Genomic DNA, 21,131 nt, shown 5'->3' with positions numbered 1-21,131 from the left:
TGGGCGTCATCCGCCACGTCGACGCCGGCTACCCCCGCGCCATCGAAGTCGCCCACGAACGCGGCGTCCGCATCCCCATGACCGAAACCAACTAACCAGACTTCGATTCCCAACTAACTCGCACTAGATGTCGCTATGAGCCCCCAAAACGACAACAACTGCGAGCTAGTTGGGTGAGAAAGGAACATACTGTGACAGTCACAGCAACATCGCTCGGCCGGCAAACGGTCATCCTCGGCTCCAGCGGAGTCACGCCGGAGGACGTCGTCGCCGTCGCACGCCACGACGCCAAGGTGACCATCTCCCAGGAAGCCTTGGACGCGGTTGCCAAGGTCCGCGCCCACATCGACGGCCTCGCCCACAGCGAAGTTCCGGCGTACGGCGTCTCCACGGGCTTCGGTGCCTTGGCCAACCGCCACATCCCCAACGAGCTCCGCACCCAGCTGCAGAAGTCCCTCATCCGCAGCCACGCCGCCGGCATGGGCCCGGCGGTGGAGCGCGAAGTGGTCCGCGGCATCATGTTCCTGCGCGCCAAGACCCTGGCCTCGGGCCGCACGGGCGTACGTCCCGTGGTCCTGCAGACCATGGTGGACGTCCTCAACGCAGGCATCACCCCGGTGGTCCGTGAATTCGGCTCCCTGGGTTGCTCCGGCGACCTCGCCCCGCTGTCCCACTGCGCCCTGGTCCTGATGGGCGAAGGCGAAGCCACCGGACCCGACGGCGAGCTTTACGGCGCTGTCGGAAAGAAGCCGGTTGCCGAGCTCCTCGCCGCTCACGGCATCGAGCCGGTTGTCCTTGCGGAAAAGGAAGGCCTCGCGCTGGTCAACGGCACCGAGGGCATGCTCGGCATGCTCCTGATGGCCATCGCCGACCTGCACCTGCTGCTCACGACGGCGGACATCACTGCCGCGCTCAGCGTCGAGGCGCTGCTCGGCACCGACCAGGTGTTCCTGCCAGAGCTGCACGCCGCACTGCGGCCCCACCCGGGCCAGGCTGCCAGCGCGGACAACATGCTGCGTGTGCTTTCCAACTCGCCGATCGTTGCATCGCACCGGGTGAATGACACCAAGGTCCAGGATGCGTACTCGCTCCGCTGCGCACCCCAGGTGGCCGGCGCGGTCCGCGACACCGTGACGCACGCTGAACTCGTGGCCTCCCGCGAGTTGGCTGCAGCTATCGACAACCCGGTGGTGCTCCCGGACGGCCGCGTGTCCTCCAACGGAAACTTCCATGGCGCCCCGGTGGCCTATGTGCTGGACTTCCTGGCCATCGCCGTCGCGGACTTGTCCTCGATCGCCGAGCGCCGCACTGACCGCATGCTGGACCCCGCACGCTCGCACGGACTCCCGGCGTTCCTTGCCGACGATCCCGGCGTGGACTCGGGCCTCATGATCGCCCAGTACACCCAGGCCGGCCTCGTCTCGGACAACAAGCGACTGGCCGTTCCGGCGTCGGTGGACTCGATCCCGAGCTCCGCCATGCAGGAGGACCATGTCTCCATGGGTTGGCACGCGGCCCGCAAGCTCCGCAAGGCAGTGGAGAACCTGCGCCGCGTCCTCGCCGTGGAACTCGTGACGAGCACCCGTGCCCTCGACATCCGCACCAAACTGTCCGGTGGGGAACTCACTCCGGGGCCTGCTGGCGCCGCCGTGATCGAGGTGCTGCGCGGCGTCGTCGATGGTCCCGGAACTGACCGTTTCCTCTCACCTGAGCTGGAAGCGGCGGACCGTCTTGTAGGCGCTGGCGAGGTGCGAGCGGCCGCCGAATCCGCCGTCGGAATTCTCGCCTGACGCCGAACAAAATACTGTTCGAGTGAACAATAGGAAGCGCCCCGGAAATGTTTGGCAATACGTGCCCCGGGGCGCTTTCTGTGTAGTAGAACTTATGGGGTACGGCATGTCCACGCCGACGATGTCGTGGGCCTGCCGGGGAAATTGCATACACAACTGAAACAACGAACATCCACAAAGGGGTAGAAGTTCAATGAAGGCACGCGGGACAGTCCTGTCCAGGCGAATCGCACATTCCGCCGTCGTTTCCAATTGGGGAACGTTGAAGGTGGGGGAGCGGATCGAAGTCGTAAGGCACGCACACGTGGTCGCGGCGGGGGAGGTGCAGGAAGTCTCGGGCAGCGGCAACGTTGTATGGCTTGAACCCGCAGGACCCGGCGCCGACGAGGCCGCCAAGCAGCTTTTCATGAAGTCCGACGGCGTGGAGTTGCGTCGGGTGTAGCCGGCAGAGTCGCCGTCTAAACCAGAGAAGGTCTCTAAACCAGAGAACCCGGGGCTTGTTTCCCATTCCGTGCCATCTTGGCGCGGTTGACGAAACAAGCCCCGGGTTTTTTGTTTCTAGCTACCTAGCCTGCGACTAAGCGGCGACGATCTCGCGGGTCTGGCCGAATGGCACTGACTCGTCCAGGGCAACCGTGTAGCTTCCGGGCTCGCGGCGGGTCACAAGGATCCCGCAACGGCCGTTTTCGGCTGCGGCTTCGATGAGCGTGCCCACAGCACGGTCAAGTCCTGCGTGGACCTCATCGACGGATGAAAAGGACAAATGGATCTCGCTGTTTTCAATTGTGGCTGTGCTCATTGGGGGCCTCCTTCTGCAGGATGCCGCGGGGGGAGCGGCAATTCCTGCATAAAAGATAGCAAACTGTCATGGGATGTCTGTCATTCTGGGAGCTAGGTCACCGACGGACCATGGCCCGAAGGAGCTTCACGGCTACCGAGAGTGCGGCGATGTCCACCGGACCGGGCTTGATCGCCGCCTTGATGGTGTCCTGGACGCGCGAGAGCTGTTCGATGTTTCCGCGTTCCCAATCCATGATCCGCTCTACGGGGTCCGCACTGGCCTCCGAGGCGCGGGGAGTATGCCGGACAACTGCCTTGGTCATGTCGGCAAGAACCAAGTACATGTCATCACGGAGGGCTGCACGCGCCAACGCTTCCCAGTGCGTGTCCCGTGGCAACAGCGTGATGTGTTCCAGCAAGGGAATGGCCGAGATCCGTTCGAACACGGCAAAGTAGACTTCCGCCACCGCCGCGACGGGCTCCTGCAGTTCTTCTGCGATCGCCGAAATGTCCAAGAGGCCGTAGCTGACAAGGAGCTCGGAGGCCCGGATGCCCAAGTCGTGTGGCAGGCCCACCGAATCCGTGTGGGCAAGGCGGTTCAACGAGTGGGCTAGGTTGATGCCGTGCAGGAAGCTCGTGAAATTGGCCCGCATCAGGGACATGGGCCGTTCGAGCCATGCAAAGGCGTCCGCAATGGGTTTGTCCCGGAAATCGTGGGTGACGTACCAGCGGGTGGACCGGTCAAGGAGGCGCCGCATGTCCAAGGCCACAGCGCATCCGTGTTCCTTGGGAATGCCCGCCGGCACCCGGGCGATGGCTTCAGTGACCGAATCCAAGTCCCAGATATGGCGCATCACCACGAATCCACGCGCCACCGCGGCCGCCGAAACGGTGGTTTCCTCCATGGCACGGAACGCGAAGGCTATGCCGCCGAGGTTGATCATGTCGTTCGCGACCACCGTAGCCACGATTTGGCGGCGCAAGGGATGCGTGGAGAGGTCATCGCCGAAGCGTTCAGAGAGTTGGCGAGGGAAATACTCCCGCAGCGTCTGCGAAAACCATGGATCGTCCGCGAGCCCACCCTCCGTCAGTTCCCGGGCCAGTTCGATCTTGGCATAGGCGGCCAGTACCGCGAGTTCAGGCGAAGTCAGCCCGGCTCCGGTCTCTACGCGGGCCCGCAATTCATCGGTAGTCGGCAGGCATTCGAGCTTCCGGTCCAAATCCGTGGCCGAGTCGAGCCAGTCCATGGTCCGTTCGAAGCTAGGGCTCCATTGGAGGACCAATTGCTTGTCATTGAGTAGGAGGACGTTTTGGTCAACGTTGGTTTTCAACACCAGGCGGCCAACTTCAGCCTGGAGCGAATGCAGGAAGTTCGTCCGTTCTTTCGGGGACATCTTGCCCGCCGCGATCATCTGGTCCAGGAAGATTTTGATGTTCACCTCGTGGTCCGAGCAGTCCACACCGGCGGAGTTGTCGATGGCATCGGTGTTCACAAGGATCCCGGCCAGCGCGGCCTCGATCCTGCCTCGCTGGGTGATTCCCAGGTTTCCGCCCTCCGCGATGATCCTGGTGCGCAGTTGGGCGGCGTCGACCCGGATGGAATCGTTCGACTTGTCTCCGACGTCGGCATGCGTCTCCGTGGAGGCCTTGACGTAGGTGCCAATTCCGCCGTTGTACAGGAGGTCGACGGGGGCCATGAGGACTGCCTTGAGCAGCTCAGGCGGGGACATCGCCGTCGTGCCTTCATCCAATCCCAAGGCGAGGCGGACCGGTTCGGTAATGCCGATTGATTTCTCGAGCCTGGAGAACACCCCACCGCCGGGACTGAGCTTCGCGGGATTGTAGTCGGCCCAGGACGAACGGGGGAGCCTGAAAAGCCGTTTCCGCTCGGCGAAGGAAGTGGCCGGGTCAGGGGTCGGATCCAGGAAAATGTGCCGGTGATCGAAGGCCGCCACGAGCTTGATGTGGTCCGAGAGCAGCATGCCGTTGCCGAACACATCGCCGCTCATGTCCCCGATGCCCACCACCGTGAAATCCTCCGTGTTGGAGTCGATCAGCAGTTCGCTGAAATGCTGCCGCACGGACTCCCAGGCGCCGCGCGCGGTGATGCCCATCTGCTTGTGGTCATAGCCCACCGAACCTCCGGACGCGAACGCATCCCCGAGCCAGAACCCGTAGTCCGCGGCCAGCGCGTTGGCGATGTCGGAGAACGTGGCCGTGCCCTTGTCCGCAGCAACCACGAGGTAGTAGTCGTCGCCGTCGTGCCTCACCACGCGGGCAGGCGGGACGACGCGGGCCGGCGAGACGACGCGGCCGTTCGCCCCGCCGTCGGATCCCGCAACCAGATTGTCCGTGATGTCCAACAGCCCACGAATGAAGATCCTGTAGCTTTCCTGGCCCTCGGCCAGCCAGGCTGCCCGGTCTTCTGCGGGGTCCGGGAGCTGTTTGGGGTAGAAACCACCCTTGGCTCCCGTGGGAACGATCACGGCGTTCTTGACGGTCTGGGCTTTCACGAGTCCCAGGACCTCCGTGCGGAAGTCCTCACGCCGGTCGGACCAGCGCAAGCCGCCGCGGGCAATGGCGCCGAAGCGCAAATGGACGCCTTCCACCCGCGGCGAGTACACCCAAATTTCGTACAGTGGGCGGGGTGCCGGTGCGGCGGGGATGTTGGAGGGATTGAGCTTGAAACTCACGTACGGCTTGTCCAAGTAGAAGTTGGTGCGCAGCGTTGCTTCCACCAGGCTCGCCAGAGAACGCAACAGCCGGTCGGCGTCGAGGACCGGTACGGCGTCGATCGCTTCCGCGAGTTCCTTGCGGGCGGCGTTGGTGGCCTGCGTGCGGGAGGTGTACTTGCTGCGGTCCACGTCGAACACGTCGCTTCCATCCGGCACCGGCTCAGCCGGCTCCGGCCCGAGCAGTTCAGGATCGAAAAGCTCTGGTTCGAACCGGTCCGGATCGAATTTCGCCTCGAAAAGTGAAAGCAAGGCGTGAGTGGCGCGGACATTTTCGCGAAGGGTGTCCGCGATGAACCCGTACGAGTTGGTACTCCCCAGCTGTCGGAGGTACTTCGCATACGCGCGCAGGATGGCTGTCCGCCGCCAATCGATCCGCTCCCGGATGACCAAGGCATCGAAGGCGTCGGACTCCGCGTCTCCCCGCATCGCGGCACAGAACGAACCGGCCAGAAGATCGCCCGTTTCCAGCGGATCAACTCCGCGCGGGTATACGAGCCCAAGGTCGTACAAGAAGAAGGATCGCCCGTCGGCACGCTGAACATCGAACGGCCGTTGGTCCAGGACGCGCAAACCCAGGTTGTGGAAGAACGGCAAAATCTGGGTCAAGCTTTGTGGGCGGGTCAGATAGAGCCGAATCCGGGCATCTTCGGCAAGCACGGGTGTCCCAGGGCGCTTGTACACGGTCAGCAGCGGGTCAGCAGTGTGGTCCTCTGTCATGTCCCCGTCCCGGGGACCGAAGCTCTCGAACCGGACGATGTCCTGAATCGCGTCTTCCACGTCGTAGTCTGCTTTGTAGCTGGCTGGAAAGGCGGCCGCCCATTGGCGGGACAGCCGGCTGGCTTCGTCCGCGGGGAACCTTGCATGCAGAGCCTCGTCCAGGCCTTCGGCCCAGGACCGCGTGGCGGCGATGATCCGCTGCTCCAGTACCGCGGAGTCGACGACGGCGGGCGCCCCGCGATCTACGCCGCCGGTCGGCAACAGCACCCGGAAGAACACGCGGGCCATGGCGGATTCGCCCAGGCGGAGCTCGAACTCGATCTCTTCGGAGCCGAAGGCCTCGCGAAGCTCACGTTCAATATTGAGCCGGACGGCTGTGCTGAAGCGTTGGCGCGGCAGGAAGACCAGGGCCGTCATGAACCGGTTGTGCGAGTCAAGGCGAAGGAACAGCCGTGTGCTGTGCCGCTCTTGCAGACGCAGGATGTGGCGCGCGTGTTCGGCCAACTGGCGGGCATCGATGTGGAAGAGCTCGTCGCGCGGATAGGCCTCCACCACGGCCAGGAGTTCCTTGCCACGGTGTGATGTGGGCGAGTAGCCGAACGTCCGCAACACCTCGTCCACAGTGTCCCGGATGACCGGAATCTGGAGTGCTGAGCGGGAAGCGGAATTGGGAGCGAACAGTCCAACGAAGGTGTGCTCGCTTTTGCCACCCGTGGCCAGGCTGACTTCGTCGAGGTAGGCGCGCCGGAGGACGGTCGAGCGGAGGGTCGACTTGGTGAGAGTCAGGAGGGGTGCTGCGGACTGCTCACCTTCGGAGGCAGTGACTGCAACATTCCTGAGCAGCCCTAGGCTCCGCCGGCCGCGGTAGCCGAGGAACACGAAATTCCCGTCGTCCAGCCAGCGCAGCAACTCCTGGACTTCTTGCCCGCCGGACACTCCGTCCAAGCGGCGGACCTCGTGGGCAAGTTCCTGGTGGATGGCAGCCGTGTCTTCTGCTGCCGCCCGGACGTCTCCAAGGACGGTCCGCAGCCGCTCAACGAGGTGCTCGGCACTCGTTTCGTCCGGAAGCCGGGAGATCTCGACGGCGATCCACGCCTCGGTGAGGGGGCCGCCGTCGTCGTGGTCCAAGAGGGTGACCGATGCGGAAGGCTCGACGCCGGACGGAAGTCCCGTCCGCAGTGGCCCCTTGTGGATGTCGGTCAAGCGATGGGTGGCCGGATCCCGGATGACGCTGAACGTGGGGTGGACGAGGAGGCGGATGGAGGAGTTGTCCCTGGCGATTTCCGCAGTGACCGACGGGACCAGGTAGGGCATGTCGTCGGTGACAATCGCCACGAGGCTGGCATCGGCCTCGTTCAGGACGCCGATCACAGCTTGGCCAGGCGCCCGTCGTTCCGCCAACGAGCGGTGGTACCGTGCACGCTCCAGGAGCGTATCCGAGGTGTAGTTGCCAACATCGTCGTCGGCAACGTGTTCGTAGTAGTCGGTAAGGAATCGGTCCGGGGCGCCCGAGGAAATACCTGCCGGGGCGTGATCCGCGGGCTCGATCCTGGGTGACATGTCTCTGTGCCTCCGCCGGGCAAGGAGCGGCCGTGCTGTAGCGGTCGGCGAATTCCCTGCGCCTCATTTCATGATGGCTGGCGCGGGGCAGGCAGTCCAGACTTGCCGCGCTCCGGCCCTACCCCAGCAGCGTGTTCACCAAGCGCGCGGCCACCTTGGCGGTCCGCGAGTCGATGTCAAACTCGGGATTGAGTTCGGCGACGTCCAAGTGCAGGAGCTTTCCGCTCGCGGCGACCTGCCGGCACACCGCGCTGATGGCGGGCAGCGGAACGCCATACGCCGCGGGAGCGCTCACCCCGGGAGCCACCGACGCCGGCAGCACGTCCAGGTCAATCGTCAGGTACAGCGCGTCCACCCCGTCCAGGAACGAAGCCACAAACTCCCGCACGGCCTCCGTGGAGCACTCCTCGTCCAGGAGGTACTTCACGCCTAGGCGGTCCGCCGTGTTGAAGAGGGTGCGCGTGTTGTTGGGCTCGGAGATTCCGACGACGGCGTAGTTCAGTTCGCGGCCGGCGGCGGCTTCCGCATGTGCCATCTGTAGGAACGGCGTGCCCGAGCTCGGCGCAGGCTCGTCCCGCAGGTCGAAGTGCGCATCCAGGTTCAGGACGCCGAGGCGCTTGCCCCTCGTCACAGCCTCCGAGCGAGCTACGCCCAGGTAGCTGGCGAAGGCGGTTTCGTGCCCGCCTCCGAGCAGCACCGTGAGCTTGCCGGCGTCGAGCAGTTCCGAAATGACCCGGCCCGCCCGCTCCTGGCCCTCCTCAAGGGAGCCGTCCTCCACAACGACGTCGCCGGCGTCGAACACATCCCTGTCGAGATGGAAAGCCAGCGGAGCCAAGGCTTTGCGGATTGCCGCCGGGGCTGCCGCCGCGCCAATGCGGCCCTTGTTGCGGCGCACGCCTTCGTCACTGCGGAAGCCCACGACGACGGCGGGCCGGGAGCCCGCTTCGGTCGCACCCGGGGTGTCCACGCCGGGAGTGTGGGGCGCCACCGCTTGCCACCAGCGACGGTGCTCGTCGCCGTCGCCGTCGAAACGGCCGGTCCACGGCGTCGGGCGGACATCAGCGACGGTGGGTGAAATCTCCATGATTCAAGCTCAACGCATGGCGGCGTCGAAAAGCACCGCTTGCGGGTGGCGGGTGTCCGGTATTCCGGAAAGGGCTACTTGACGCCCAGGATTTCCTCGACGGAACCGATCCCGAAGAACAGCAGGAACGCTGCGGCCACGGCCCACATGAGCGGGTGCACCTCGCGGGCCCGGCCCTGGAAGGTACGGATCAGCGCGTAGGAGATGAATCCGGCGCCCAAGCCGTTGGCGATCGAATAGGTGAACGGCATGAGTGCCATGGTCAGGAACGCGGGAATTCCAACGCCCCAGTCCTGCCAATGGATCTTGCCCACCTGGGACACCATCATGAAACCCACCACCACCAGGGCCGGTGCCACAGCCTCGAACGGGACCAGGTTGATCAGCGGGGTGAAGAACATGGCCACCAGGAACAGCAGGCCGGTCACGATCGAGGCCAAGCCTGTCCGTGCACCTTCGCCGATGCCGGCACCCGATTCCACGAAGATCTGGTTGGAGGACACAGACGAACCGCCGCCCACGATCGCGCCGAGCGCGTCCACCTGCAGGACGCGGTCCACATTGGGGATGTTTCCGTGCTTGTCGATGTTTCCTGCTTCCCTCGCCAGGCCCACCATGGTGCCCATGGCGTCGAAAAAGATGCTGAGCAGGATCACGAACGCCAGCAAGGTGGCGGCGATGATGCCGAGGTGCTGGAACGCGCCGAGGGGGTTCGCCTTGCCGATGAGGGATAGGTCCGGGGCGGCCCATTCGGTGAACTTGGGGGCCACCAGGGACCAGCCGCGGGGGTTGTACGTCTTGCCGTCGAAACTCGGACCGATGTGGAGGGTGAATTCCAGGATGGCCGCGAGGGCGGTGGAGGCGACGATACCGATCAGGATGGCGCCACGTACTTTGCGGACCACCAATGCGATGGTGAGGATCAGGCCCACGACGAAAACTAAGGTAGGCCAGCCCAGCAGCTTGCCGTCCACGCCCAGGCCCAGCGGGACCGTGGTGCCGGCGGCGTCCGGGATGCGGCGCACGAAGCCGGCGTTGACCAGGCCGATCAGGGCAATGAAGAGGCCGATGCCCACCACGATCGCAGTCTTCAGCGCTTCAGGAACGGCTTTGAAGACCGCGGTCCGGAAACCCGTGAGCACCAGGATCAGCATGGTCAGGCCAGACAGCATGACGAGGCCCATCATGTCCGGCCACGTCAGGCCGGGGTGCGAGGCAATCGTGACGGCCACGAAGGCGTTGACGCCCAGACCGGTAGCCACGGCAAAGGGGTGCTTGGCCCACGCTCCCATGAGGATCGTCAGGATGCCGGCTACGAAAGCAGTGGTGGCGGCGACGGCGGGGAAGCCGAGGGACGCGCCGCTTGAGTCCGCACCGGAGAGGATCAACGGATTGAGGACCACGATGTAGCTCATCGCAAAGAAGGTGGCGAAGCCGCCCCGGATTTCACGGGAGTAGTTGGATCCGCGCTCCGAAATCTTGAAGTAGCGGTCGATGGTTGAACCCTGTTTGAGCATGGAGGTCTCCGGGAATCGGGGAAGCGTGCTCTCAAATCCTATGCCCGCGGCTTCGGGCCTTCCGCGAATTCGCCTAGTCTGTAAGGAATCCAACACCAAGGGAGTCACTCGCTCATGCGCCCCATCCGCCAGTTGCTGGCCGTCGTCGTAGCTCTTACCGCGGTTCTTTTCCCTGCCGCCGTGTTCTCGGCGGCACCTGCCTTCGCGCACGACGTCGCCGAGTCAACGTCACCGGCCAACGGCTCAACGGTTGCCAGCGTCCCGGACTCCGTATCGGTCACCTTCAACAACCGGCCGCTCCTGCTCGGTTCGCAGATCCGGGTGAACGACGCTTCCGGCCAGAACTGGGCGGATGGCTCCGTGGAAATCGTGGACGCGGTGGTGTCGCAGAAGCTGAGGCCCGGCGCCCCTGCCGGGGCATTCACCGTCATCTGGCGCGTTGTCAGCTCGGATTCGCACCCCATCGAGGGCACGTTTACCTTCACTGCGAAAGCAGGAAGTACGACGCCGGGCGGCGCCGTCTCGGGCACCCAGACCTCCGCGCCAGTCCCCACCGCCGGCACAGTCGCGCCGGGTTCCACCACAACGCCGGATAAGGCGCCTGATGCTTCCCAGCCGTTCCCCTGGAGCATTGTGATCTTCGCGGTGGTGGCCGCGGCGCTGCTGGTGTTCCTGGGCGTCACCGCGCGACGCCGACTGGCAGGCGGGGACCCTGGCGACTCCAGCGATTCCGGGGATTCCCGTGACTCCGCGGATTCCGGGGGCGACGAGCCCGAGGAATCTTAGGAACCCATTCCTTCCCGACCCTGTTTGCGCCTGAAATTCCCGCGACACGCCTCAATCTTGGGCGTGTCGCGCGTTCCGGGAAATCAAAGAGGGTCAGGAAGGGAAGCCTAGGGGGCGAACCCGGCCAACTACACCAGGGCGGGAACCGCCGCAAACGTCCCCGTAAGGGCCGCATGGACGCTGTCCGGGTGCACTTTGGCGGAGATCGCCTGGCCCACTACCTTGGCTTGGCGCAGGACTTCCTTTGGTGTGGGTGTGGCTAGTTCGCCGACGCCTACCAAGTACATTCCAATCGCACGCATAGCAGCGACGAGGTTCTGGCCGATGGCGATGCCGAGCTCGGCAAGCATCCGGCGCAGCTGGCTCTGTCCGCAGCGAGTGACAACAATATGGTCGGCCAGAAGCACTCCGTTTGCAGTGTGGACAGCCCATTGGTGGTGGGGCATGGCAGCGGAGGTCAAGTCCATTCCGGCTGAAACGGAAACCGCTGCGCCTGAAACCATGGACCCCAAAGCAGCGTCGTCCAAGCGGTCCAGGCGGACAGCTCGTGTGGTGTTCCGTACATCGAGGCCGTGGCTGGCTGCGTAGTTGCGCAGGTGCCTCAGGATTTCGCTGCGCTCCTGGAGGCCGGCGTCGGCCGCGTCGCAGCGTTGCAGGATGCCGGTGTTGAGCGGTTGTGGGGCACCGGGGACTTGCAATCCGTCCACCACAATTGCGTCTACGCCGTAGCGGCTGAGCTCGCTGGCCACGGCCAGGCCGGACATGCCGGCACCGATGACCACAGCGGTGGTGCGTTCCGTACTCGCAGCAGGCATGGTTGACACAGCTTGGCTCCTCCTTGAAAGGTGCGTTGCCGAAGGCAACACCGGGGTGGCGTCCGAGTCCCCAAGCGGTCGCGAATGATGGCCGTTGATGTGTTGAAAAACGCCATCCCCGGTCACCAGTGCCTCGAACATTACAGAAGAAATCGCGTGCTGGATAGCCCCGGCACCGGCATGTCCGCCAATGCATTTTTCACGCTGCGATGCGGCCGAATCCAACACCCTCCGGCGGGTTTCCACATACGCTTCTTCCCGCTTGATTCGGCCCTTGCAAACGAGAATAGTGAGCATTGGAGACCGCAACTCACGGCAGTCAAGCGAGAAACACGTTGTGGGCGCGGCCTCTGGCAGAATAGCCGCAACATCAGCCAGCAGTGCGAGGAGGCGGGCCCCATGGACCAGCACGGCAAACACTCTGAAAGCCATCATGCAGAGACCGAAGGCAACGGAGAGGAATCATCGATTGCCCCCGGAGGCATTGTGGTGGGCGTTGACGGCAGCGAACACGGCCAATGCGCCCTCATTTGGGCCGCCCGCGAGGCCGAGCGCAGGCAGCTTCCCTTGCATGTAGTCACGGCCTACTCGGTGCCTATCTTTGCGGCTTCCGGCTTGGACGGCGGCTATGCAACAGTGGATGACTCCGTCATCCGGGACGGCGCCGAGGCGATCGTCAAGCAGGCCCTTGAGAAAGTTTCCGGCTACGCCATCGACGTCGATGGCTCGGTGGAGAACGGAGATGCTTCCGGCGTGCTGCTGGACTTGTCCGAAACAGCCGAACTCCTGGTCTTCGGCACCCGGGGTCGTGGCGGATTCGTGGGTCGGCTTTTGGGATCGGTCAGCAGTGCCCTTCCGGCACACTCGAAGTGCCCCACAGTGACGGTCCCGCTTTTCTGCGCGGACCGCTTGGGTGAAACCACGGAGGACAAGCACATCAAGGCCGAGCGCGCCAAGTCCGGCCCCCATGTGATCGAAAATGTGGTGGCGGTTGGTGTGGACGGCTCGGAACAGGCCCGTGTTGCCGTGTTGGAAGCCGCCGAGCAGGCCCAACGCATGGGCGCGAAGCTGCGCGTCATTTGTGCCGTGCCTGAGTACAGCGGCTCCTTGGCTTGGGTTCCGGCGCCCCTGGACCGGGAGGCACTCTTCAAGGACATCAGGGTTCAGCTGGACGCAGGATTGGCATGGCTTAAGAGCCACTTCCCCAAACTTCCTGTGGAAACCCAGTTGCTGGATGGTGCGCCCGTAGAGGTTCTCGTGGAAGTGAGCCGGGGTGTGGAACTCGTGGTGCTCGGGACACGCGGGCGCGGAGGCTTCGCGGGGATGCTCCTCGGTTCAACGTCGGACGGCGTCCTGCACCATGCCAAGGGGCCCGTGCTGGTTGTTCCTGACCGCGAGGATCCGAGGCTTGCGGACCGCGCCAACTTCGGTCCCATGCTCGGCGCCGCATAAACGGCACGTAACTAAGGACCGGCGGACGCGGGTAAAGGGCAATGGCGGAGCACACAGGGCCGGGGCGCACAGAGTCGAAGCAAACAGCGCCGGGGGAGCCGTCGCGCCTCATCATTGAGCTGCGCCGGATCCGGGCAAACATGCTCCCGGAGGTCGGCGGCAAGGCGGCCAACCTCGGCGAGCTGATCTGGGCGGGCCTTCCGGTCCCGCCCGGGTTTTGCTTGACCACGGAGGCCTACCGGCGTGCACTGCAGCCGGGTGGAGGCCTTGAATCGGCGTTCACGGATATTTTCCGCGACCTTGAGACAGTGGATCCCGGCGACCTTGAAGAGCTCGCATCCCTCGCGGCCCGCGCCAGGGATACGGTGCTCGACGCCGGAATCCCCGCCGACGTCGAGGACGCCGTCCGTTCGGCCTACGCGGCGCTCGGCCCGGAATCCGCAGTGGCGGTCAGGTCCTCAGCGACGGCCGAGGACCTACCCTTTGCGAGTTTCGCCGGACAGCAGGACACCTACCTGAATGTCGTAGGGGCGGATGCCGTGCTCCAATCGGTCCGCAAGTGTTGGGCCTCCCTGTGGACGGACCGGGCAGTCAGCTACCGGGCAAGCAACGGGATTGACCATGCCGCGGTGACACTCGCCGTCGTCGTTCAACGGATGGTGGACGTTGAGACCGCCGGGGTGCTGTTCACGGCCAATCCGGTGACCGGACGGCGCCGCGAGGCGGTCATCGACGCCAATCCCGGACTTGGCGAGGCTGTGGTCTCAGGCGCGGTGAATCCGGACCACTTTGTGGTGGACTCGCTCACTGGCAGGATCACGGAGCGAAGGATCGGGGACCGGAAACTGGTGATCCGATCTCTTCCCGGGGGCGGTACCGAAAGGGTGGACTCGACCTCGGTGCTGGACGCTGCCGGCCCCGCAGGTGTTGCGTGCCTTAGCGACTCCCAAATCAGGGCCCTCGCCGTTCTCGGCCAACGCGTGGAGGATCACTACCGGGCACCTCAGGACACCGAATGGGCCATCGACGGGGACGGCAAGCTGTGGCTCACCCAAGCCCGCCCCATCACCACGCTCTACCCGCAAATGACCCGCCAGCCCGCAATCCCCGGTCCGCACGCGTACCTTTGCTTCAGCCTTGCCCAAGGCCTGACCCGTCCGCTGACTCCGATGGGCCTCGCTGGGATCAGGCTCATGGGGTCCTCGGTGGCCAGGGCTGCGGGATTCCGGGTCGTTGAACCACGGACCGGCCCTTCGCCGTACTACGAGGCAGGGCAGCGCATCTACTTTGACCTCACTGCCGTTTTCCGGAGCGAAGCCGGTCGTGCAATCGTGCCCAGGATCTTCGACGTCATGGAGGCACGTTCGGCGGCCGTCATGCGCGTGCTGTTCGACGACCCGCGATTCGCCGTCACTAGCAGGACACCCTTCAAACTGATCAGGCACGTCGCCCCGATTTTGCTCCGCTTCCGCGTCCCTGAAACCCTCGTTCGCGCCCTTTTTCGGCCGAACGCCGCCCTCGGCAAGGTGGAACGGGTGGGCGAGAACCTGAAGGCTGCGCTCGAAATCCCCGCCAATGCCACCGCCCGTGAAAGGCTGGACCACGCAGAGCGGATACTGGGCGAGGAATTGTTCCCCATGCTCCCCAACATGTTGCCCCCGGTAGCGCTTGGCTTCGGGATGATGGGGTTGGTCCGCAAGCTACTCGGAGAGCAGGCCTCCTGGGGTGAGCTACAGACCATCATCCGCGGACTGCCCAACAATGTCACCACGGAGATGGACCTTGCGCTGTGGCGGCTCGCAACCAGTATCCGTGACGACGCCGCTGCCGCTGAGGTCTTTACCGGTGATCCCCCTGCGCTCGCGGAGAGCTACCGCGACGGGGGGCTGCCCGTCGTCGCGCAATCGGGCTTGGCCGCGTTCCTGCGCGACTACGGGCACCGGGCCATCGCGGAAATCGATATGGGTCTGCCCCGCTGGTCCGAGGACCCCACCCACATCATCGGAGTCCTGGTCAACTACCTTCGCCTCGACAATACCCGCCTGGCGCCGGACAAACAGTTCGAGAAAGCAGCCCACGACGCCGAGGAACAAGTTGCCGTGCTGGTGGCCCGTGCGCGGTCCAAGAGTCCGCTCCACGCCAGGATCGTGAAAATGGCACTTGAGCGGACACGCATGTTCGCGGGACTGAGGGAGCTTCCCAAATACAACCTTGTACTCGCTTTTTCCGCGGTCCGCGCCCAACTGGGCCTAGTGGGGGAGACCCTGGCGGAAGCGGGAGTCATCGACGATGCCGGGGATGTCTTCTTCCTGGATTTCGATGACGCCCACCGCGGCCTGGACGGCGAGGATCTCCGTGCCATGGTGGCGCAGCGCCGGGAGGACTACGAGCTTGAACTCAGGCGCCGGCACGTTCCCCGCGTGCTGCTCTCAGACGGCACCGAACCGGAAGCGTTACCTTCTAGGCCGCGCCCCAAGACTGCGGCTCCGACGTCGGACGGTGCGCTGCTGGGAACCCCTGCTTCGGCGGGAACGGTGACTGCCGTAGCCAGGGTGATCACGGACCCGGTAGGTGCGCACCTCGAACCCGGGGAAATCCTGGTGGCTCCCTCCACCGATCCCGGCTGGACGCCCCTCTTCCTGACTGCGGGAGGACTGGTGATGGAGATGGGTGGACCAAACTCCCATGGCGCCGTCGTAGCCCGTGAGTACGGGATTCCAGCAGTAGTGGGCGTTCCGGATGCCACGTCCCGGATCAGTTCAGGCCAAACGATTACGGTGGACGGCGCGACCGGGACGGTGGTCCTTTAGCCGAAACCGTGGCTCTGGCCCCTAGGCGTGCTGGTGTGTTTCGTGCGCGGAATGGCCTGCCGGTTCCAGTTGGAAGGTGCAGTGCTCCGTGTCGAAGTGCGAACCGAGGCAGGAACCGAGCTGGTCCAGGAGCCTGTCCGCGCCCGTGGCGTCCAGGATCCGGTCCTCCACCACCACATGGGCCGAGAAGACCGGAACGCCGGACGTGATGGTCCAGATGTGGATGTCATGAACGGCCACCACGCCCTCGACGGAGAGGATGTGCTCGCGGATCATCTGTACCTCGACGCCCTTGGGTGTTGCCTCCAGCAGCACATCGAGCACGTCGCGCAGCAAATGCCAGGCCCGGGGCAGGATCATGAGCGAGATCAGGATGGAAGCGATGGGGTCCGCGGCCCGGAAACCGGTGGTCATGATGACAATCGCAGCGGCGATGACAGCGAACGAACCCAACAGGTCGCCCAGGACTTCAAGATACGCGCCGCGGACGTTTAAACTTTCCTTTTGCGCCCCGCGCAGGATGAGGAGCGATACCAAGTTGGCCACGGCGCCCAGAATGGCGGCAAAAAGCATGACGTCCGTGTGGATGTCCGGGGTCTCCCCGAAGCGGCGGATCGCCTCGATGAAGATCACCACTGAGATCACGATCAAAATAAGGGCGTTGGCCAGGGCGGCCAGGACCTCGGCGCGTTGGTACCCGTAGGTGCGTTGATCGCTCGGCGGCCGGGTGGCTATCCAAGCGGCAAGCAGCGCAATGAAGACCCCTGCGGCGTCGGAGAGCATGTGGCCTGCGTCGGCCAGCAGCGCCAGTGATCCGGAGACGACGGCGCCCGCCACCTGGATGACGACCACCGCGAGGGTGATGGCCAGGACAGCGATGAGCCGCTTCCGATGCTTGCCGGTTGCGGTGACGCCGTATGAGTGGTTGTGATCGTGCCCCATGCCTACAAGGCTATCCCCAGCCGAGTTCGTGCAAGCGATCGTCGCCGATTCCGAAGTGGTGGGCGATCTCGTGGATCACTGTAATGGCGACCTCGTCGATCACTTCCTGGCGCGATGAACAAATGTCCAGGATTGGTTGCCGGAAGATGGTAATCCGGTCCGGGAGGGAACCGGCATCCCACCAGGATTCCCGTTCCGTCAGCGGAACTCCCTCGTACAGGCCGAGAAGTACGGTGTCCGGGTCGTCGCCAGGCTGCGGCGTGTAGTCGTCCTCGATGAAGATGGCCACGTTGTCCATGGCACGGGCGGCCTTGTCCGGGATCAGGAGCAGGGCATCGCCGACCGCCGCCTCGAAGTCTTCCGGCGACATGTTGTACGGCGCCGCACTCAACGCCCCGGTTCCGTGAAGCGGGGAGGAAGTGCGCTGGCCGCCGGGGGCATCGCCGTCGGGAATGATCGGCAGGCCGGGAGGCAAATTCGCGGGCATGTTCCGACTCTAGTCCGTGGCCAAGCCGTTGACGCCGGATGTGATGACAGCTACAGTTTTCCGGGCTGGTAATTCGTATAACCCGGCCCCAGGTTAAGCCCAACCAGCCGTGCGGATCCTGTGACAAACACCCCTCAGCTCGCAACAGACAGGCCTGCCCATGACCCGCCCCGGCAGCCGATCCGGCACGACGATGAACGACGTCGCTGCCGCTGCCGGTGTTTCCCAGGCCACGGTTTCGCTGGTGCTCAACGACGCCGCGGGAACCAGGTTCTCTGAAGAAACCCGACGCAAGGTCCACGCAACCGCCCATGAACTGGGGTACCGGACCAACGCCCACGCCAAGGTGCTCCGCGACGGCGTGGCGGGGATGATCGGTTTCGTCGGCGATTTCGTAGCCACCGCGCCTTTCGCGGGCAAGATCATCGAGGGCGCCCAAGCCAGGGCTTGGGAGGCCGGGCTGCTGCTCCTGACCGTCAATACGGGCGGTGACAAGGCCCTCGAAGCCGCCTCCCTGGAAACCATGCTGTCCTACAAGGTCGCGGGAGTGGTCTACGCCGCCATGTACCACCGGGTCCTTGACGTGCCCGACGTCCTGGCGGAGGTGCCCGCCGTCGTACTCAATTCACGCGACCGTTCCGGACGCTTCCCGAGCATCGCTCCGCAAGAAGAGCAGGGCGGCTACACCGCCACCAAACGCCTGCTCGACGCCGGTCATCGCCGGATCGCGATGATCAACATCGGTGACGTGGACGGTGAGCTTGCGGCCGCCGTCGGGCGCTACGCCGGCTACCTCCGGGCGCTCGAGGAGGCCGGCCTCCACCCCGATCCTGAGCTTCACCGGATGGGCGACGGGCATGAATCGGGCGGTTTCGACAACGCCCTTGGGCTCATGACCGGTCCGCAGCCGCCCACGGCGATCTTCTGCGCCAATGACCGCACGGCCTGGGGCGCCTACCAGGCAGTGGCCCAGCTCGGTTTGTCTATTCCGCACGATATCTCCCTGGTGGGTTTCGACAACCAGGAAACGCTGGCCCCTCACTTGCGTCCCGGGCTGACGACGCTTGAGCTGCCGTTTCTGGAAATGGGCCGGCGCGCCGTTGAACTGCTGCTCGCGGGCGCAGACCGCGACGGCAGGACCGAATACTTTGAGTGCCCCCTCGTGGAACGCCATTCCGTGGCGGCGCCACTGAAATTCACTAATAGCCACTGAAACTCCCCAACCAAGGAACAGGAACCGCATGAACCACTTCGCGCCCCTCGCGCCAGAGCCGCTTGACGTCGTCGTGGTCGGCGAAGCGCTCATCGACATCGTCAACTCGTCCGAAGGGCAGACCGAATACCCCGGCGGCTCGCCGGCAAACGTCGCCTACGGCCTCTGGCGGCTCGACGTGAAAGCCGGGCTGCTGACCGCCGTCGGGCGCGACTCCCGCGGTGAGTCCATTGCGGCTCACCTGGCAAGCGCCGGTGTGGTTGTCCTGCCGGGATCGCAATCGCTTGAGAAAACCGCGACGGCGACGGCGGAGATCGCCGCGGACGGTTCGGCCGAGTACACGTTCGACATCGAGTGGAAGCTGGCTCCCGCCGCCCTCCCATACGCCCCGAAGGTGCTCCACACGGGCTCGATCGCCACGTTCCTCGAACCCGGCGCCGGCGTCGTCAGGACCCTCCTGGAACAGGCCCAGGGCGGGTGCATCGTCACGTACGACCCCAACATCCGCGCCGATCTCCTGGGCAGCCACGGCGAGGCGCTCCGCATTTTCGAGGAGCTCGTACCGCTGACCAGCGTGGTGAAACTCAGCGACGAGGACGCATTCTGGCTCTACCCGGGAAAATCCCTGGAGGAGACTGCCAAGCACATCCTGGACCTCGGCGCAGGGCTCGCCGTGGTCACGCGAGGGGCGGAAGGCTCCCTCATGGCGACGCCGCACACCCAGCTGTTGGTTCCGGCTGTAACCTCGGTGGTGGCGGACACCATCGGCGCCGGCGATTCCTACATGTCAGCACTGATCCTCGGACTGCTGCTGCGCGGGAGCCAGGGGCTTGCGCCCACGGTGCTCGAGCGTATCGGCCAGACCGCGTCCATGGCCGCGTCCATTACGGTCGGGCGCCCTGGAGCAAACCCGCCCACGCACCGTGAGCTTCTCGCCGGGATGGCGAGGTAGGGCCGGGTCCCCTCGACGGCGGCGCCGCGGGCGCGCCTTTGCGCCGGCGCGGCGCAGGTGGCCCTAGCGGGACCGTCGACGCGTCAGCCCGACGCCGACGAGGCAGATCACACCGCCCACCAGCCCCCAGATGGTGGGGATCTCCTTGAGCAGTGCCCACGAAATCAAGATGGTGGTGCCCGGAACCAGGTACGTCGTGGCGGCGAGCTTTCCGGCCTCGATGAGGGACAGCGCGTAAGCCCAGGTGGTGAAAGCGATGGCCGTGGGGAAGATTCCCAAGTACACCAGGCCAAGCGTGGCCGGAAGTGGCGCGGCCTGGACTTCAGCCACCAGCTGTCCGGCCCACGGGAGGCAGCACACGGCGCCCACCATGATGCCGAACCACGTGGCTTGCGCAGCCGAGAACGTGCGCAACACTGGCTTCTGGACAATCACGCTCACCGCGGCGAGCACAGCGGCGAGGAGGCACAACAGCACTCCGGCGACGTCCGCCGTCGAGTGCTGTCCCGATCCGAGGGCTATCAGCGCAACCCCGCCGAACGCCACGAGGCTGCCGATGATCAGCCAGCGCGGAAAGCCCTCTTTCAAGATGACGCCGGCGAGGACGGCGATCAGGATAGGCGAGACGTTGATGAGCATGGCGCTGGTTCCGGCGTCCAGCATGTGCTCGGCAGCGTTCAGGGCCAGGTTGTAACCCGCGAACCACATAACGCCGTAGGACAGGATGGGCCACCATTCGCGGCCCTTCGGCCAGCGCTTGAGCCTGGGCAGGGCGACAATGCCGAGCGCGACGGCGGCAACTGCCAGCCGCCCGAGCGTCAAGGAGCCGGGGGAGAAGCTTGGTCCCACGGCGCGGATGCCTACGAAGGCGGACGCCCAGAGGACAACGGTGACGACGACGGCAGCGATGCCGAGCTTGCTGATGGTCCGGGAGCTGGTGGTCGCCGGTGAGGTTGGGGTGCTTGTGGCCATGATGCCAATCTAGTCCGCCAAGGACAGGACGGACTGGCGGAATTCGGACGTCTTCCAACAAGAAACCGCCAACTCTGACCGCGCGGATTTGAACGCTCGGTTGAGGCCTTGGTCTGAGTCCAGGTTGCGTCCTCCGTTTGAGCCTCGTTCGCGTTCCGCAGCGCGCGATTTGGGAATATCCCTGACTATGCTCTAAAGTTTTAGAGTCCAGTTCGGACGAGCGAGAAGCGGAAAACACATAGCGTTGTTGTCTGCCGCGAATTCGGATTGTTCCAGGCCCCCATCGTCTAGCGGCCTAGGACACCGCCCTTTCACGGCGGCGGCACGGGTTCGAATCCCGTTGGGGGTACGCAAGGAACTGGTCAAGCCGGCCTGAAAAGTCTGGTAGGCTGGAAGCCTTGAAAAAAGCGGTAGAGATGCTGCAAACAAGCAAGGCCCTGTAGCGCAGTTGGTTAGCGCGCCGCCCTGTCACGGCGGAGGTCGCGGGTTCAAGTCCCGTCAGGGTCGCTCTGATTGCCG

Annotated in this window: 15 protein-coding genes and 2 tRNA genes; 9 read left to right on the top strand and 8 right to left on the bottom strand. The window is 64.8% G+C overall.

Features of this window, described 5'->3' with window-relative positions; translation table 11 throughout:
• Positions 1-191: 191 nt before the first annotated feature.
• Together hutH and HNP00_RS19805 are read left to right on the top strand one after the other, a co-directional pair.
• Complete coding sequence (gene hutH, locus HNP00_RS19810; protein WP_184741424.1) at positions 192-1,790, top strand: histidine ammonia-lyase; 1,599 nt, start codon at positions 192-194, stop codon at positions 1,788-1,790.
• Positions 1,791-1,983: 193 nt separating this feature from the next.
• Complete coding sequence (locus tag HNP00_RS19805; RefSeq protein WP_184741423.1) at positions 1,984-2,232, top strand: hypothetical protein; 249 nt, start codon at positions 1,984-1,986, stop codon at positions 2,230-2,232.
• Between the two features lie 135 nt (positions 2,233-2,367).
• Here the strand turns inward: HNP00_RS19805 and HNP00_RS19800 are convergent, their stop codons facing one another.
• From HNP00_RS19800 to HNP00_RS19785, 4 genes are all read right to left on the bottom strand, one after another.
• Complete coding sequence (locus HNP00_RS19800; RefSeq protein ID WP_184741422.1) at positions 2,368-2,589, bottom strand: hypothetical protein; 222 nt, start codon at positions 2,587-2,589, stop codon at positions 2,368-2,370.
• Positions 2,590-2,686: 97 nt separating this feature from the next.
• On the bottom strand, positions 2,687-7,582 hold the full coding sequence (locus tag HNP00_RS19795) for an NAD-glutamate dehydrogenase (protein WP_184741421.1): 4,896 nt from the start codon (positions 7,580-7,582) through the stop codon (positions 2,687-2,689).
• Between the two features lie 118 nt (positions 7,583-7,700).
• Positions 7,701-8,666 (bottom strand): formimidoylglutamase, encoded by a 966-nt coding sequence (hutG, locus tag HNP00_RS19790; RefSeq protein ID WP_184741420.1) that lies wholly within the window; start codon positions 8,664-8,666, stop codon positions 7,701-7,703.
• Positions 8,667-8,740: 74 nt separating this feature from the next.
• Positions 8,741-10,183 (bottom strand): NCS2 family permease, encoded by a 1,443-nt coding sequence (locus HNP00_RS19785; protein WP_184741419.1) that lies wholly within the window; start codon positions 10,181-10,183, stop codon positions 8,741-8,743.
• Between the two features lie 114 nt (positions 10,184-10,297).
• On the opposite strand from HNP00_RS19785, the gene HNP00_RS19780 reads away from it, so the two are divergent.
• Positions 10,298-10,969 (top strand): copper resistance CopC family protein, encoded by a 672-nt coding sequence (locus HNP00_RS19780; RefSeq protein ID WP_184741418.1) that lies wholly within the window; start codon positions 10,298-10,300, stop codon positions 10,967-10,969.
• A gap of 128 nt (positions 10,970-11,097) precedes the next feature.
• Here the strand turns inward: HNP00_RS19780 and HNP00_RS19775 are convergent, their stop codons facing one another.
• Entirely contained in the window at positions 11,098-11,784 is a 687-nt protein-coding gene (locus tag HNP00_RS19775; RefSeq protein ID WP_184741439.1) for an NAD(P)-binding protein, read from the bottom strand.
• A gap of 399 nt (positions 11,785-12,183) precedes the next feature.
• Between HNP00_RS19775 and HNP00_RS19770 the strand changes: the two genes are divergently transcribed.
• Complete coding sequence (locus HNP00_RS19770) at positions 12,184-13,236, top strand: universal stress protein (protein ID WP_184741417.1); 1,053 nt, start codon at positions 12,184-12,186, stop codon at positions 13,234-13,236.
• Positions 13,237-13,277: 41 nt separating this feature from the next.
• A complete protein-coding gene (locus HNP00_RS19765) occupies positions 13,278-16,046 on the top strand; it encodes a PEP/pyruvate-binding domain-containing protein (RefSeq protein ID WP_184741416.1) in 2,769 nt (922 codons plus the stop codon).
• A gap of 21 nt (positions 16,047-16,067) precedes the next feature.
• Here HNP00_RS19765 and HNP00_RS19760 read toward each other — a convergent pair whose 3' ends face one another.
• Together HNP00_RS19760 and HNP00_RS19755 are read right to left on the bottom strand one after the other, a co-directional pair.
• Complete coding sequence (locus tag HNP00_RS19760; protein WP_184741415.1) at positions 16,068-16,988, bottom strand: cation diffusion facilitator family transporter; 921 nt, start codon at positions 16,986-16,988, stop codon at positions 16,068-16,070.
• A 10-nt stretch (positions 16,989-16,998) separates the two neighbouring features.
• Positions 16,999-17,475 (bottom strand): metallopeptidase family protein, encoded by a 477-nt coding sequence (locus tag HNP00_RS19755; protein ID WP_184741414.1) that lies wholly within the window; start codon positions 17,473-17,475, stop codon positions 16,999-17,001.
• A 160-nt stretch (positions 17,476-17,635) separates the two neighbouring features.
• On the opposite strand from HNP00_RS19755, the gene HNP00_RS19750 reads away from it, so the two are divergent.
• Together HNP00_RS19750 and HNP00_RS19745 are read left to right on the top strand one after the other, a co-directional pair.
• A complete protein-coding gene (locus HNP00_RS19750; protein ID WP_260405076.1) occupies positions 17,636-18,688 on the top strand; it encodes a LacI family DNA-binding transcriptional regulator in 1,053 nt (350 codons plus the stop codon).
• 28 nt (positions 18,689-18,716) lie between these two features.
• Positions 18,717-19,640 carry a carbohydrate kinase gene (locus tag HNP00_RS19745; protein ID WP_184741413.1) on the top strand — a complete coding sequence of 308 codons (924 nt, stop codon included), beginning with the start codon at positions 18,717-18,719 and terminating at the stop codon, positions 19,638-19,640.
• A 63-nt stretch (positions 19,641-19,703) separates the two neighbouring features.
• On the opposite strand, the gene HNP00_RS19740 is transcribed toward HNP00_RS19745, so the two are convergent.
• Entirely contained in the window at positions 19,704-20,612 is a 909-nt protein-coding gene (locus tag HNP00_RS19740) for a DMT family transporter (RefSeq protein ID WP_184741412.1), read from the bottom strand.
• Between the two features lie 276 nt (positions 20,613-20,888).
• Between HNP00_RS19740 and HNP00_RS19735 the strand changes: the two genes are divergently transcribed.
• Both HNP00_RS19735 and HNP00_RS19730 read left to right on the top strand, forming a co-directional pair.
• A tRNA-Glu gene (locus HNP00_RS19735) sits at positions 20,889-20,961 on the top strand.
• A gap of 84 nt (positions 20,962-21,045) precedes the next feature.
• Positions 21,046-21,119: transfer RNA gene (locus tag HNP00_RS19730), tRNA-Asp, on the top strand.
• Positions 21,120-21,131 lie beyond the last annotated feature (12 nt).

The sequence above is a fragment of the Arthrobacter sp. AZCC_0090 genome (genome assembly GCF_014207375.1).
In the GTDB taxonomy this organism is placed as follows: Bacteria; Actinomycetota; Actinomycetes; order Actinomycetales; family Micrococcaceae; genus Arthrobacter.
Note: the sequence above shows the minus strand (reverse complement) of the source record. Positions and strands in the feature narration are given on the sequence as shown.